General features: G+C 36.3%; 14 protein-coding genes and 1 tRNA gene. 8 read left to right on the top strand and 7 right to left on the bottom strand.

Annotated elements, in window-relative coordinates:
- The 4 genes from Q0P94_RS09605 to Q0P94_RS09590 form a co-directional block, all read left to right on the top strand.
- The coding region (locus tag Q0P94_RS09605; protein ID WP_295116043.1) for an elongation factor EF-2 at window positions 1-2,189 on the top strand (2,189 nt) is incomplete at its 5' end.
- Window positions 2,190-2,349: 160 nt separating this feature from the next.
- Complete coding sequence (gene tuf, locus Q0P94_RS09600) at window positions 2,350-3,591, top strand: translation elongation factor EF-1 subunit alpha (RefSeq protein WP_295116041.1); 1,242 nt, start codon at window positions 2,350-2,352, stop codon at window positions 3,589-3,591.
- Window positions 3,592-3,658: 67 nt separating this feature from the next.
- Window positions 3,659-3,967: a 30S ribosomal protein S10 gene (rpsJ, locus tag Q0P94_RS09595; protein ID WP_042691424.1), complete on the top strand. Its 309-nt coding sequence runs from the start codon at window positions 3,659-3,661 to the stop codon at window positions 3,965-3,967.
- A 35-nt stretch (window positions 3,968-4,002) separates the two neighbouring features.
- A tRNA-Ser gene (locus tag Q0P94_RS09590) sits at window positions 4,003-4,086 on the top strand.
- 20 nt (window positions 4,087-4,106) lie between these two features.
- Here Q0P94_RS09590 and cobK read toward each other — a convergent pair.
- Genes cobK through Q0P94_RS09575 form a run of 3 tightly spaced genes read right to left on the bottom strand, consistent with a single transcriptional unit; the run spans window position 4,107 to window position 7,712 of the window.
- Window positions 4,107-4,892, bottom strand: a complete 786-nt coding sequence (cobK, locus tag Q0P94_RS09585) for a precorrin-6A reductase (RefSeq protein ID WP_295116038.1) — start codon at window positions 4,890-4,892, stop codon at window positions 4,107-4,109.
- A complete protein-coding gene (locus Q0P94_RS09580) occupies window positions 4,889-7,318 on the bottom strand; it encodes a calcium-translocating P-type ATPase, PMCA-type (protein ID WP_295116036.1) in 2,430 nt (809 codons plus the stop codon). The genes cobK and Q0P94_RS09580 overlap by 4 nt, the downstream gene beginning before the upstream one ends.
- A gap of 4 nt (window positions 7,319-7,322) precedes the next feature.
- Window positions 7,323-7,712, bottom strand: coding sequence for a UPF0146 family protein (locus Q0P94_RS09575; RefSeq protein ID WP_295116035.1), 390 nt, complete (start codon window positions 7,710-7,712; stop codon window positions 7,323-7,325).
- Window positions 7,713-7,785: 73 nt separating this feature from the next.
- On the opposite strand from Q0P94_RS09575, the gene rimI reads away from it, so the two are divergent.
- Window positions 7,786-8,241, top strand: coding sequence for a ribosomal protein S18-alanine N-acetyltransferase (gene rimI / locus Q0P94_RS09570; protein WP_295116033.1), 456 nt, complete (start codon window positions 7,786-7,788; stop codon window positions 8,239-8,241).
- Here rimI and Q0P94_RS09565 read toward each other — a convergent pair.
- On the bottom strand, window positions 8,206-8,724 hold the full coding sequence (locus tag Q0P94_RS09565; RefSeq protein ID WP_295116031.1) for a zinc ribbon domain-containing protein: 519 nt from the start codon (window positions 8,722-8,724) through the stop codon (window positions 8,206-8,208). The genes rimI and Q0P94_RS09565 overlap by 36 nt on opposite strands.
- Window positions 8,725-8,830: 106 nt before the next feature.
- Between Q0P94_RS09565 and Q0P94_RS09560 the strand changes: the two genes are divergently transcribed.
- Both Q0P94_RS09560 and prf1 read left to right on the top strand, forming a co-directional pair.
- Window positions 8,831-9,799: a hypothetical protein gene (locus tag Q0P94_RS09560; RefSeq protein WP_295116029.1), complete on the top strand. Its 969-nt coding sequence runs from the start codon at window positions 8,831-8,833 to the stop codon at window positions 9,797-9,799.
- Window positions 9,800-9,875: 76 nt separating this feature from the next.
- Complete coding sequence (prf1, locus tag Q0P94_RS09555) at window positions 9,876-11,120, top strand: peptide chain release factor aRF-1 (RefSeq protein WP_295116027.1); 1,245 nt, start codon at window positions 9,876-9,878, stop codon at window positions 11,118-11,120.
- Here prf1 and Q0P94_RS09550 read toward each other — a convergent pair.
- Window positions 11,105-11,353 (bottom strand): hypothetical protein, encoded by a 249-nt coding sequence (locus Q0P94_RS09550; RefSeq protein WP_295116025.1) that lies wholly within the window; start codon window positions 11,351-11,353, stop codon window positions 11,105-11,107. The genes prf1 and Q0P94_RS09550 overlap by 16 nt on opposite strands.
- A 518-nt stretch (window positions 11,354-11,871) precedes the next feature.
- Between Q0P94_RS09550 and gdhA the strand changes: the two genes are divergently transcribed.
- Window positions 11,872-13,206, top strand: coding sequence for an NADP-specific glutamate dehydrogenase (gdhA, locus tag Q0P94_RS09545; protein ID WP_295116023.1), 1,335 nt, complete (start codon window positions 11,872-11,874; stop codon window positions 13,204-13,206).
- A gap of 194 nt (window positions 13,207-13,400) precedes the next feature.
- Here gdhA and Q0P94_RS09540 read toward each other — a convergent pair whose 3' ends face one another.
- Both Q0P94_RS09540 and Q0P94_RS09535 read right to left on the bottom strand, forming a co-directional pair.
- Window positions 13,401-13,553 carry a hypothetical protein gene (locus Q0P94_RS09540; protein ID WP_295116021.1) on the bottom strand — a complete coding sequence of 51 codons (153 nt, stop codon included), beginning with the start codon at window positions 13,551-13,553 and terminating at the stop codon, window positions 13,401-13,403.
- Window positions 13,554-13,866: 313 nt separating this feature from the next.
- Window positions 13,867-14,053 (bottom strand): hypothetical protein (locus Q0P94_RS09535; protein WP_295116019.1); only part of this gene is annotated, 187 nt, incomplete at its 5' end.

The raw sequence follows: 14,053 nt of genomic DNA, 5'->3' as shown, positions 1-14,053 counted from the left end.
ACAAAATGATTGCAAAAATCAAAGAATTGATGTATGAACCTGAACAAATCAGAAATATTGGTATTTGTGCTCACATCGATCACGGTAAAACTACCTTATCTGATAACTTACTTGCAGGTGCAGGAATGATTTCCGAAGAACTTGCAGGGGATCAAAGATTCTTAGATTTCGATGAACAAGAACAAGCACGTGGTATTACTATTGATGCAGCTAACGTATCTATGGTACACGATTACAAAGACAGTGAATACTTAATCAATTTAATTGATACTCCTGGTCACGTTGACTTCGGTGGGGACGTAACTCGTGCTATGAGAGCTGTAGACGGTGCTGTAGTTGTAGTTTGTGCTGTTGAAGGTATCATGCCTCAAACTGAAACTGTATTCAGACAAGCACTTAAAGAAAACGTTAAACCAGTTTTATTCATTAACAAAGTTGACAGATTAATCAACGAGTTAAAATTAAAACCTGAAGAGTTACAAAACAGATTCTTGAAAATCTTCATGGAAGCTAACAAATTAATCAAAAACATGGCTCCTGAAGACAAAAAAGAAGAATGGAAATTAGATTTCACTGATGGTAGTGTAGCTTTCGGTTCAGCATACCACAACTGGGCTATTAACGTACCTACTATGCAAGAAACTGGAATTAACTTTAAAGACATTATTGATTATTGTAATGCTGATAATGAAAAAGAATTAGCTCAAAAAGTACCATTATCCGATGTATTACTTGGTATGGTAGTTGAACACTTGCCTTCCCCTAAAGAAGCTCAAGTATACAGAGTACCTAACATCTGGGACGGAGACATTGAATCTCCTGCTGGAAAATGTATGATTGAAACCGCTCCTGAAGGACCTTTAGCTGTAATGGTTACCAACGTATCTGTAGATAAACACGCTGGTGAAATCGCTACCGGTAGGGTTTACGGTGGATCAATTGAAAAAGGTACAGAAGTATATCTCGTAGGTTCTCACGGTAAATCCAGAGTTCAACAAGTAGGTGTATACTTCGGTCCTGAAAGAGTTAACACTGATAAAGTACCTGCAGGTAACATTGTATATGTTGCTGGGGCAAAAGGTGCTATTGCAGGGGAAACTCTCTGTTCACCTGAAGACAAAATTAAAGAGTTTGAAGGTTTAGAACACATATCAGAACCTGTAGTTACTGTAGCAGTTGAAGCTAAAAATACTAAAGACTTACCAAAATTGATTGAAGTATTAAGACAAACTGGTAAAGAAGACCCTACTGTTAAAATTGATATTAACGAAGAAACTGGTGAACACTTAGTTTCCGGTATGGGTGAGCTTCACTTGGAAGTTATCGGTTACAGAATCAAAGATAAAGGTGTAGACATCACTACATCCGAACCTATTGTTGTATACAGAGAAACCGTAAGGAAATTATCTCCACAAGTTGAAGGTAAATCTCCAAACAAACACAACAGATTCTATATCACTGTTGAACCTATTGAACCAAGTCTCTTTGATGCTATTGCGGACGGAGATATTAAAGAAGGTAGAGTCAAAGGTAAAGAAGCAGCTAACGACTTCATGGAAGCTGGATTAGATAAAGAAGAAGCTAGAAGAGTATGGGCTGTACACAACAGAAGTATCTTCCTTAACATGACTCGTGGTATTCAATACTTGGACGAAGTTAAAGAATTGTTACTTGAAGGATTTGAATCCGCTTTAGAAAACGGTCCTTTAGGAAATGAAATTTCTATGGGATTAAAATTCAAACTTCACGATGCAAAACTTCACGAAGATGCAGTTCACAGAGGACCTGCACAAGTATTGCCTGCTATCAGAAACGCAATCTTAGGTTCTATGATGTTAGCAGAACCTGCTTTACTCGAACCTATGCAAAAAGTAGTTATTGATACTCCTAACGATTATATGGGTGCATGTACTCGTGAGATTCAAAACAGAAGAGGTCAAATTGTCAACATGGGTCAAGAAACCGGTGACATGGCTAGAATTGAATCCAAAGTGCCTGTAGCTGAAATGTTCGGTTTCGCTGGAGACATCAGATCCGCTGCTGAAGGTAGATGTTTATGGTCTACTGAAATTGCAGGATTCGAACCTCTCCCACGTGAGATGCAAAATCAAATCGTAAGAGAAATCAGACAAAGAAAAGGCTTATCTGCAGAACCATTCCCTGCAAGCCACTACTTAGGTGATTTATAGGATTAAAATTTAAAAATTATATTTTTAATTTTTTTATAATTTTTTATTAAAATTAATGAAAAAACATTACCTATTTATATGGTGAAAAATATATAATAAATTTAAGCTATCATTTAAGCTTATAGATATTGTTTGTTAATATTATTAAAGAGGTTATATAATGGCAAAAGAAAAAGAACATATTAACTTAGCATTTATTGGACACGTTGACCACGGAAAATCCACTTTAGTTGGACACTTATTATTAAAAGCTGGTGCAATCGCTGAACAACAATTAGATGACGGAGAAAACAAATTCAGATTTGTTATGGACAAATTAGGAGAAGAAAGAGAAAGAGGAGTAACCATTGACTTAGCTCACCAAAAATTCTCCACCAACAAATACGACTACACTGTAGTAGACTGTCCTGGACACAGAGACTTCGTTAAAAACATGATTACTGGTGCATCCCAAGCTGACGCAGCTGTATTAGTAGTAGCTGCTAACGACGGTGTAATGCCTCAAACCAAAGAACACATGTTCTTATCCATGACTTTAGGTATTAAACAATTAATTATCGCTGTAAACAAAATGGATATGGAAAATTACAGTGAAGACAAATTCAATGAAGTTAAAGAAGAAGTTGGTGTATTACTCAAATCTATTGGTAGAAACCCTGCTGACGTACCTTTCATTCCACTCTCTGCATTTGAAGGAGACAACATTAAAGAAAAAAGTGACAACATGACCTGGTACAAAGGCGGAACTCTCATGGAAGAGTTAGACAAATTAACTCCACCTGAAAAACCTTTAGACTTACCTTTAAGAATTCCTATTCAAGACGTTTACTCCATTACTGGTGTAGGAACCGTACCTGTAGGAAGAGTTGAAACTGGTATCATGAAAAAAGGTGAAAACGTTATCTTCGAACCTGCTGGAGCTTCCGGAGAAGTTAAATCCATCGAAATGCACCACGAAGTATTCGAAACTGCTGAACCTGGTGACAACATCGGATTCAACGTAAGAGGTGTCGGTAAAAATGATATCAGAAGAGGAGACGTAGCTGGACACACTAGTGACGCTCCTACTGTAGCTAAAGAATTTACTGCACAAGTTGTTGTATTACAACACCCTGGTGTTATTACCGTTGGATACACTCCTGTATTCCACTGTCACACTTCTCAAACTGCATGTACTTTCTTAGAATTAACTTCCAAACTTGATCCTGCAACTGGTCAACCTCAAGAAGGTAGCCCTGACTTCCTCAAAACTGGTGATGCAGCTATTGTCCAAATTAAACCTACTAAACCAATGGTTATGGAAGAAGCTCAAAAAATACCTCCTATGGGAAGATTCGCTATCAGAGATATGGGTCAAACCGTTGCTGCTGGATTATGTCTTAAAGTTACCCCAGCAAAATAAGTTTGTAAACAATAATTAGAAAGTATTTATTTACTTTCTTTATTTTTTGTTTTTTGGAGGAGAATAAATGAATCAAGCAAGAATTAAGCTTACAGGAACTGACCCAGAAAAATTAGCATACGTATGCGATCAACTTAAAAAAATTGCTGAAAGAACTGGTGTTGACTTATCTGGTCCTATTCCATTACCAACTAAAAAATTAGTTGTCCCAACAAGAAAATCTCCAGATGGAGAAGGTAAAGCTTCTTGGGAAAAATGGGAACTCAGAATTCACAAACGTTTAATCGGTATTGGAGCTGATGAACGTGCTATGAGACAAGTAATGAAAGTTAATGTTCCTGATAATGTAAGTATTGAAATTGAACTTAAAGGATAAATATTTAGAATCCTTCTAAATATTCCTTTTCATATGCCGAGATAGTCTAGTCTGGTAAGGCGCAGGACTTGAAATCCTGTGAGGTTTCCCTCGCCTGGGTTCAAATCCCAGTCTCGGCGTTTTATTTTTATATCTATTTTTAAAAAAAGTTTTTTAATTTGTTGTCCAATTCTTCTAAATTGGTCACTACATCTTTTTTATCCAATTCATCTATTTTTGGTCTTTGAATCATTATGACTGCAATGTTTTTTCTGTTTGCAGCTTCTATTTTATCAATCACGCCACCGATTTCACCGCTTTCCTTGGTAATCATGACGCATGCATCTGTCTTTTCAATCAGGTCCATGTTTTCTTCACAGCTTGCAGCTCCATTCATCGCAATTATGTGATCTTCTGGGATATTCAGTTTTTTGCATTTTTCTATGGAGCTTTCAACCTTAAGAATTCTTGGATAAAACCTTTCTGGGGATACGTATTTCACAATGTCTGCCATGGTGTTTGCCCCTGCAAAGTGCAGGACATTGCCTTTTTTAAATTCACTTTCTATCAGTTTTCCAGCTTCGTCAAATGATTCCACATAGATGATGTGTGATTCGTCAATTTCCTCAAAGTTGGTGGCAGGTCTTTCAAATCGGATATATGGCATTTTCATCTGTTTTGACACGGTGATGCTTGTTTGTGTGATGTGTGATGCGAAAGGGTGTGTTGCATCAATGAGGAGGTCAAAGTCATCTTTGTTTAGGATTTCTATTATGTCCTCCTTTGGAAGGGGTCTTGCAATTGTTTCATCGCTTCCCCCTTCTTTTGCCAGTTTTGCACCATACTCTGTAGTGGTTGTTGTGAGGATATGTGCATCGTAGTTCTTTTTGATGTGCTCTATGATGTTTATGGAATCCTTTGTTCCGCCAAGCAGAAATATCTTCATTTTATCACTCTGTTCATTACTTTATCTGACACGATGATTGTAAAGGCCACAATTACAATAACTGCCCAATCAATTATATCAATTGATGTTGTTCTGAATATTATCTGAAGCTGTGGGATGTATATTATCAGCACCTGAAGCAGGAATGAAATTAATATTCCAACATATAGGAATTTGGATGACTGCTTTGAGTTGGCTTTGCCGTTAAGTGCATTGAACAGCTGATATATCACAAACAGTGTAAATGCCACGGTCATGGCTTTTGATGGTGTCGTATGTATGCTTAGCTCATAGGCATACACGCATATGGTACCTATTGCCATTACAAGACCTGTAATGAATATCTTGAGTAGTGTGTTTTTGGTCAGAATGTCTCCTGTTTCAGGAGGCCTTTGCATAATGTCCTTTTCAGCACCTTCCATTCCAAGTGTCTGCGCAGGAGGACCGTCCATCACAATGTTCAGCCAAAGCAGCTGCACAGGGTTGAACGGCATTGGAAGTGAAAGTAGTGATGTTCCGACAATTGTGAGAATCGCCCCTACATTTGTGGATACCTGGAACTTGACGAACCTTTTGATGTTGTCATATATTTTTCTTCCTTCCTCGACTGCCTTTACTATGGTCTTGAAATTGTTGTCCTGAAGAATCATATCGGCTGATTCTTTTGCAACGTCTGTTCCGTTACCCATTGCAACTCCTATTGATGCCTTTTTAAGTGCAGGTGCATCGTTTACGCCGTCACCGGTCATTGCAACAACATTGTCCAGTTTCTTGAGGGTTTCCACAATCCTCATCTTCTGGGTGGGTTTCACTCTTGCGTATACTTGAATGTCATTGACGACTTTGAGATATTCCTCGTCGCTCATTTCCTCAAGTTCGACTCCAGTTATTGTTTTTCCGGTTGTCAGTATCCCTAAGTCTTTTGCAATTGCACATGCTGTCTTTTCATGATCTCCGGTAATCATTATTACTTTTATTCCTGCTTTAATACAGTCTTCAACGGCTTTTTTGGAGCTGTCTCTTGGTGGGTCTATCAGTCCCATCAGTCCGGTAAATGTAAGGTTTTCTTCAGGATTTTTCCCGTCATCAGTTTTGTATGCAAATCCTATCACTCTCAATGCGGCACTGCTCATGTCCCCAATACTTTTCAACATGTTTTCCTTGATTTCATCATCAAGTATTTCGACACTTCCATCATTATCGATATATTTGCATTTGCCTAGAATGATTTCTGGCGCACCTTTTGTTAAGACTATATTGTTTTCACTATCCAGTCTATGTATGGTGGTCATCATTTTACGATTGCTGTCAAGAGGAATTTCATCGATTCTCTCAAGTGATGTTTCAAAATCTTTGCAGTGCTTCATTATTGCACCGTCTGTCTGGTCTCCGATGATTTCTTCTCCGTTTATGACTGCATTGTTACATAATTTACCTATAAGTAATGTTTTATCCTTGTTTGCATAAAAAGTGTCGACAACGGTCATTCTGTTTTCAGTCAATGTTCCTGTCTTGTCACTGCAGATGATTGTACATGAACCAAGTGTCTCCACTGAGAGAAGCTTTTTGACAATCGCATTGGATTTTGCCATCTGCTGCATGCCTAATGCAAGTGTAAGTGTAAGGACTGCTGGAAGCCCTTCAGGAATTGCTGCAACAGCAAGGGACACTGCTGTCATAAATGTCTGAACCAGTTCTATGCCCTGTGAGAGCTCCAAAATGAATATAGCTATACACACTACGATGGCTATTGCGGAAAGTGTCTTTCCAAGCCTTCCCACTTTTTCTTTCAATGGGGTGTCGTCGCTTTCTTCTTGGACGATTTCAGCAATATGACCGATTTCAGTTTGCATTCCAATTTTTTCGACAACTCCTGTTGCATTTCCGGAAATTATGCTTGAATCCATAAAGACTCTGTCACCGATTTGTTTTTGTATGCTTTCGGATTCTCCGGTCAGATATGATTCATCACAGTTGAGGTTTTTGGATTCAATTAAAACAAGATCTGCAGGCACCTTGCTTCCCTCTTCAAGCTGCACAATATCTCCGACGGTGAGAAATTTGGATTCTATTTCTTCAATTTTTCCCTGTCTTTTTACGACGGCTTTTTTTACCATCATGTTTTTGAGACTTTCAACAGCTTTCTGAGAACGGTATTCCTGAATAAACCCTAAGATGACGTTCAAAAGGACTGCAAGCACGATTACTGCAGCATCAATAACGTCTCCTATTGCATATGCTGCAACTGCGGCAACCAAAAGAAGGCCAATCAAAACGTCAACAAATTGGGATAAAAACAGTATATATGTTGGAGTTGGTTTTTTTTCTTCAAGTTCGTTCAGTCCGTAGGTTTTCTGCCTTATTGTCACTTCTTCATGGTTCAATCCATCAGGGGATGTTTTGTATTCGGTCAGTATGTCACTCATTCCATCACCTTAAAACGTAAAAGCTTGCCTTTTTGTAGTTTTTCAACTGCATATTAACTCTTGGTGTGTTCAGTTCTTCACCGGTTAGGGGCTTGATGATAAGCATGGCATTGGTTTTTCTTTTAAGCTCAACCAGATGTGGCTGAAGTTCGCTTGGTGGTCTTATTGAATATATTATGTCTGCATCCCTGTACAGTTCCATATTGGGATTTGTGATGTCGTCCTTTATGACACTGTCATTATCCGGCAGGATGTCCGTTTTGATTAGGGTTATGTTGTCCTTTTCTTCTAGCATCTGTGAAATTCTGTCGAATTTTCCCACTGCAACTTCGACAATCCTGACTTTTTTCTCGCCGGATTCATTCAATATGTATTCTCCAAAATCTTGCCACATTATTTTACCCCTTCTAATTAATTATACTTAATCAAAACTATTAAATATTTTGTTCGGTATAATATTTTTTAGTATGAAAGTTAGAAAGTTTGTTCCAAAGGATTTAAAAAGGGTTTTTGAAATTGAAAATATGTCATTCGACCAATCATATGGAATAAACATGTTTCAGCAGTTATATGAAATGGGAATAGGTTTTTTGGTAGCTGAAAAGGAAGGCTATGTAATCGGATATGTTATGTTCTGGATTAAGTATGAAAATCAGGGGCACATAATATCCATAGCTGTTGACAAGAACTATCGCCGTCAGGGTGCAGGAACAGAGTTGCTTGTTCGGGCAATTTCAATTCTCTCAATGCTTAAGATAGATGCGATATATCTGGAAGTCCGAGAGTCAAATCTTGGTGCGGTTGAGTTTTATGAACGCTTTAATTTTATAAAGGACAGAGTGGTTCCGGGATATTATGAAAGTGGCGAAGGCGCAATCGTGATGTATCTACCTGTTAAAAGGGGTAAAGTTTCCCATAAGTAAACTTCTGTAGTCTGTCAGTACTTCCGGAGGTATCATGCCTGTTGCAAAGAGTACTGCAAGTATTACAAGATACACCAGAATAATTGCAAGCTGAATGTATCCGTGTTTTTTGGCCACGGGATCATTTCTTGTTATAAGGTATATTGATATGAGAAGTCCGATTATGCTTCCAAGTATTGCAAAAAAGTATCCTATGAATATCACCAGTCTGCTTGTCTGGCCTGTTGTAGGTATGGGGCTTGGTGAAAGTTCTTTTTGAACTACAATTGGCTTTATGACATTTCCCTGCTGTTCAAATCCCTGCTTGAACAGTAATGGACTTCCGCATTTTACGCAGAAGTCAGCCTCTTCGGGATTTTTAAATCCGCATAATGGGCAGGTATCCTTGTCATGTTCTATTTTGGGAAATTCATATCCGCATTTTATACAAAATCCGTAAATATCGTCGCCTGCTGAACCACATTGTGGACATCGTCTAATCATAATATCACTTATTTTATTAATTATCTAATGATTGTTTATATACTTTTGTTTTTAGGTTAATTATATTAAACTTCGATGAGAGATTATTATTAACCGGTCGATATACATGATTGAAAAAATAGAGATTACCCAAAGATTCAATTTCAAGCGTCTAAATCGCCACTATGAATGTTTTACAATTGATTTTACATCCAACATGGCTTACTATAAGATTTCAGAACGTGGAAGTGGAGACAAATTTCTATCTGAAAACAGTCTGTGTGACGATTCATGGATTGATATTCTGGTTGATTTGAGACGTAATATGACAAGTGAGATAAGAAAATTTGATGATAAACGCGCCGGTGATTTTTTAGGGGCGTTCAACAATCTGAATCTGTTTGATAATTATGTTTCAGAGCAGTTTTCCTATTTTGAGAAGCTTGAGGTAATCTATTCGTGCATTGTCATAATATATTCCACTGACGGGTATGCCGAATATTCCTTTAAAAATAATTTTCCGCAAAACTGGATTAAGTTTGGAGAGCTTCTGAAAAGCTTTTTCGGTTTTGATGTTTTACATCTGAATTATCAAAAACAGCTTGCAACTCCTCTCTTTTATGATTTGAAAAAGGATGGAGTATACCTTGACGGTTTAAAACTTGATATCAAATCCCTTGAGTTTGGCCACTACAGATGCTACCCTTATGAGCTTCCAAATCCGAGACTGATTGTCAATTTTAATGACCGATCAATCAACGGATATATAGAAAAGGAGCTCACTTCATCAGATGAGGAGCGGATTTTAAATCTTTTGGAAAAGTATCACGTTTACATGTGGACACAGAAGGAGTATCATATGAAATCCGATTTCAGGGATCCCGATGATCTGGAAGGATATGACTGGTATCTGGAAATGGTTTTTGAGGGCAATGTAATATGGCATCTTTTCGGATACAACGACTATCCCGACACATACGTTCACCTTGCCCGTGAAGTGGCGGAGATGACGGGCATGGATCTGCTTGAGGTTGCAACAATCGATGATGAAAATATTAAATTGTTTGAAAAATATGGAAATGCCAAATTAAACTGATTTTTTCATTACTTATTTATATCTGTTTTTATATAATTATTACTATTATATTAATTTAATTTTTATTAGGGATATCATGGCAGAAGTATCATCAAAAGAATTATATGAATTTAAAAAAACCTTAAAGGAATTATCAAATAAAAGAGGTAGAGGTACTGAGCTTGTTTCCGTTTACATTCCACCAACCAAACAATTGAGTGATGTTGGTAAGCACATGAGAGATGAAATGGGTCAGAGTGCTAACATCAAGAGTAAACAGACAAGAAAAAACGTACAGTCAGCAATCGCAGTTATTTTGGAAAGTATCAAATTATACAGGCAGCCTCCTGAAAACGGTCTTGTGCTGTTTGTGGGAATGATTCCAAAAGGAGGTCCCGGAACTGAAAAGATGGAAAAATACATCATGGAACCTCCGGAACCGGTTACTACATACTGGTACAAATGTAACAACGAGTTTTTCGTAGAACCTTTGGAATACATGATTGAAGAGCGTGACGTTTACGGAGTGGCTGTAATTGACAGAAATGAAGCTACATACGCTACCCTAAAAGGTAAAAAGGAAACAATCCTTGGCCATTTGACCAGTGGAGTTCCTGGTAAGCACAAAGCTGGAGGTCAGTCACAAAGAAGGTTTGACCGTGTAATTGAGGATTTGGCTCACCAGTTCCTTAAACGTATAGGGGACCATATGAACGAGGCATTCCTTCCATTGAAGGATGACCTAAAAGGAATCATAATTGGTGGACCGGGATTCACCAAAAAGGATTTCTACGATGGCGAATACATGCATTATGAGCTTAAGGAAAAGGTCATAACCATTGTCGACACTTCATACACTGGTGAAGAGGGAATTCGTGAGGTAATCGCAAAATCTGCTGATGATTTGGAAAACCTTGATGTAATGCATGAGAAAAAGCTTGTACAAAGGTTCATCAAGGAATTGACTAAAACCAGAGGATTATGTTCCTATGGTGAAAAACAGGTCCGAAACAATCTCATCATGGGTGCTGTCGATACATTGCTGTTGTCTGAAGACCTTACCAGTATGCGTAAGGTATTTACCTGTCCGAGCTGCGGCACTAAAAAAGAGATTACTGTTAAAACCCAGTCTGAAGCTGACGGGCTCAAGCCTAAATGTCCTAACTGTGGTGAAGTTTTAAAAGAAGAGTCTTCCATGGATCTTGCGGATGATTTCATTGAAAAGGCTGAAGAAATGAACACTGATGTTGAGTTCATTTCCACTGAAACTGAAGAAGGAATGCAACTTTTCAGAGCTTTCGGTGGGATTGCTGCTATTATGAGATATTATGTTGAATATTGATAAGTTTTAGACTTATTAATATCTCTTTTTTTCTTATTTTCTTTATTTGGATAGTAAAATGGTGCATAACCTTCTTCTTCACGTATTTTATTGATTATTCTGAAAAATATCTGTTTATCGATTGGTATTTCCTTGTTTATATCTCGATATAGAGAATACATACATCTGTTTTTGTGGAGATATGTTTTTTTAAGCCTTTCGTATTGGGATTTGGAAATTTTTGTCACTTTCATTTTTTCACATTTTATGTTTTTGTGCATAAAAATAAAATTTTCATATTACTTTGTAAATTTATTTGTTAATTGTAGTATATATAATAATATTGTTTTTTTATTTCTATATTAGTTTGTTTATCTATTTCATTGTTATATAGGCTTTTGTTTTAGATTTGGCATTAAAATCTGGGAAATGTTGTACATTCTGATTTTGTTATGTTCGGAATTTTTTGTTGGAAGGTATTTTCCGACTTTGTCCAAAAATTGATTATTTTCTTTATACATTTTGGATTAATATCACAATTCAGATATGTATTTAAATAAAAAAATTGAATATAATTATAATTTGTTTAAGATATTCTTAATTTTTTTTGAATAATATTCTAATATTTAATTAAAAATTGAAAAATATTTAAATATTAGAAGGTTCAAATAATATATTATATTGTTAAATATGGCGTCATGCCTAAAATTTGATTTGAAAATTTATTTAATAATATGTGAAATATAATCTAAATTTATTCGGAGGAATATTTTTGTCATACGTAGATGATGTAATTGAAACAATTATAGAACAGAACCCTTCAGAACCTGAATTTCACCAAGCTGTTCGTGAAGTTTTAGAATCTTTAAGGGTTGTAATTGAAGAAAACGAAGAAGAATACAGAAAAAATGCTCTTCTTGAAAGGTTAACTAATCCAGAAAGACAATTCAAATTCCGTGTTCCATGGGTAGATGACAACGGTCAAGTACAAGTTAACACCGGTTACCGTGTACAATTCAATTCCGCAATTGGACCTTACAAAGGCGGATTACGTTTCCACCCATCTGTAAACGTAGGTATTATTAAATTCTTAGGTTTCGAACAAATTTTCAAAAACTCCTTAACTGGCCTTCCAATCGGCGGAGGTAAAGGTGGATCTGACTTTGATCCTAAAGGAAAATCAGACAGAGAAATCATGGCTTTCTGTCAAAGTTTCATGACAGAGCTATGCAAATACATTGGTGCTGACACTGATGTGCCTGCTGGAGATATTGGTGTAGGTGGCCGAGAAATCGGATTCTTATTCGGTCAATACAAAAGAATCAGAGGATTATATGAGGGAGTATTAACTGGTAAAGGATTAACCTTCGGTGGATCTTTAGCAAGAACTGAAGCTACTGGATATGGATTATTATACTTCACAAACGCTATGTTAAAAGCAAACGATATAGATATTGCAGGTAAAACTATTGCTGTATCCGGTGCAGGTAACGTAGCTATTTACGCAATCGAAAAAGCTCAACAATTAGGTGGTAAACCTGTAACCTGTTCCGATTCAACCGGTTGGATTTACGACCCAGAAGGAATCGATGTAGAGTTACTTAAAGAGGTAAAAGAAGTAAGACGTGAAAGATTAACCGCTTACGCAGAAGCTAGGGAAAGTGCAGAATATCACGAAGGAAAAGGTGTATGGACCATCAAATGTGACATTGCTCTTCCATGCGCTACCCAAAACGAATTGCAATTAGAAGATGCTAAAACCTTAGTTGAAAACGGTGTTTTAGCTGTTGCTGAAGGAGCAAACATGCCAACCACAATTGAAGCAACCGAATACTTGCAGGAAAACGATGTATTATTCGCACCTGGTAAAGCTTCCAACGCTGGTGGAGTAGCTACTTCCGCATTAGAAATGTCTCAAAACTCTCAAAGATTATCCTGGACCTTTGAAGAAGTTGATGCTAAACTCCAAGGTATTATGGAAAACATCTTTGCAAATGTTTCCGAAGCTGCTGCTGAATACGACATGGACAAAAACTATGTGGCAGGAGCAAACATTGCAGGATTCAAGAAAGTTGTTGACGCTATGAACGCACAAGGAATCGTATAGATTTCCTTGTTTTATTTTTCTTTTTTTAAGTTATAGTTAATCATTTGGCTATTGCAGAATTATTATTTCTATGTAGATTGATAAATAGTTTTTAATTTAATTTTGACTATTTAAAGTATTTTTGGATTGTTTAATTTTCTTTTTTATGCAAATTTCACTTCCAAATAATTTTCATTAAACTGAAAAGTATACATTTATGTTTTAATTTTATTCATGTAATATAAAGCTTCATCGTAGTTTCCTAATGCCTGATATTTTGGTAATGTTATATAATATTCAAATTCATCAGGATTAATCTCTGATGCTAATTTAAAGTAATCTAATATGTTTACTAAAAAGTTAGGCATTGTTTTTTTTATTCCAATGTAAGTCCCAGAGATAAACAACCATCATGACATATGTTAGGATTTTAGAAACTTTATTTGAGGATATCTGCAATATGGTAAAACAGAATGATGATTACTAAGGAGATGTGATGTTCCATAAACTAAAATTATAAATGCCTTGGTAAATTAAATTTGCAATCAGTAATATTGAAAGAATAAAATATTTGCCTTTTTTGTCCATACGCATACTTTTGAGTTTGTGATATATGTTTTATATGAACAGTTTGTAGTTCACTACTTTAGGCAATGTGTCATGGGTAGGTTAATGGTGATATTAAGATATGTAATGTTCCAATTTTATGCCATTTTTCACATTTGTGATTTTTCGCTTAGTTGTACTTCCAATTATTTTATTATTTTTCAATACATACTTCCTGTTGGAATAATCTTCAGGTGAATGGTCATAATAATCTATATATTTAATATATTTATTTATAATAATTATAAATATTATATTAATA

The organism is uncultured Methanobrevibacter sp., from assembly GCF_946184425.1.
Lineage (GTDB): Archaea > Methanobacteriota > Methanobacteria > Methanobacteriales > Methanobacteriaceae > Methanocatella.
This window is presented reverse-complemented; position numbering and strand designations above follow the sequence as displayed.

What these genes read in the sequence shown, in the direction of transcription:
- tuf (WP_295116041.1), top strand. Translation starts at nt 2,350, where the DNA reads ATGGCAAAAGAAAAAGAACATATTAACTTAGCATTTATTGGACACGTT.
- rpsJ (WP_042691424.1), top strand. Translation starts at nt 3,659, where the DNA reads ATGAATCAAGCAAGAATTAAGCTTACAGGAACTGACCCAGAAAAATTA.
- cobK (WP_295116038.1), bottom strand. Translation starts at nt 4,892, where the DNA reads ATGAAGATATTTCTGCTTGGCGGAACAAAGGATTCCATAAACATCATA.
- Q0P94_RS09580 (WP_295116036.1), bottom strand. Translation starts at nt 7,318, where the DNA reads ATGAGTGACATACTGACCGAATACAAAACATCCCCTGATGGATTGAAC.
- Q0P94_RS09575 (WP_295116035.1), bottom strand. Translation starts at nt 7,712, where the DNA reads ATGTGGCAAGATTTTGGAGAATACATATTGAATGAATCCGGCGAGAAA.
- rimI (WP_295116033.1), top strand. Translation starts at nt 7,786, where the DNA reads ATGAAAGTTAGAAAGTTTGTTCCAAAGGATTTAAAAAGGGTTTTTGAA.
- Q0P94_RS09565 (WP_295116031.1), bottom strand. Translation starts at nt 8,724, where the DNA reads ATGATTAGACGATGTCCACAATGTGGTTCAGCAGGCGACGATATTTAC.
- Q0P94_RS09560 (WP_295116029.1), top strand. Translation starts at nt 8,831, where the DNA reads ATGATTGAAAAAATAGAGATTACCCAAAGATTCAATTTCAAGCGTCTA.
- prf1 (WP_295116027.1), top strand. Translation starts at nt 9,876, where the DNA reads ATGGCAGAAGTATCATCAAAAGAATTATATGAATTTAAAAAAACCTTA.
- Q0P94_RS09550 (WP_295116025.1), bottom strand. Translation starts at nt 11,353, where the DNA reads ATGAAAGTGACAAAAATTTCCAAATCCCAATACGAAAGGCTTAAAAAA.
- Q0P94_RS09540 (WP_295116021.1), bottom strand. Translation starts at nt 13,553, where the DNA reads ATGCCTAACTTTTTAGTAAACATATTAGATTACTTTAAATTAGCATCA.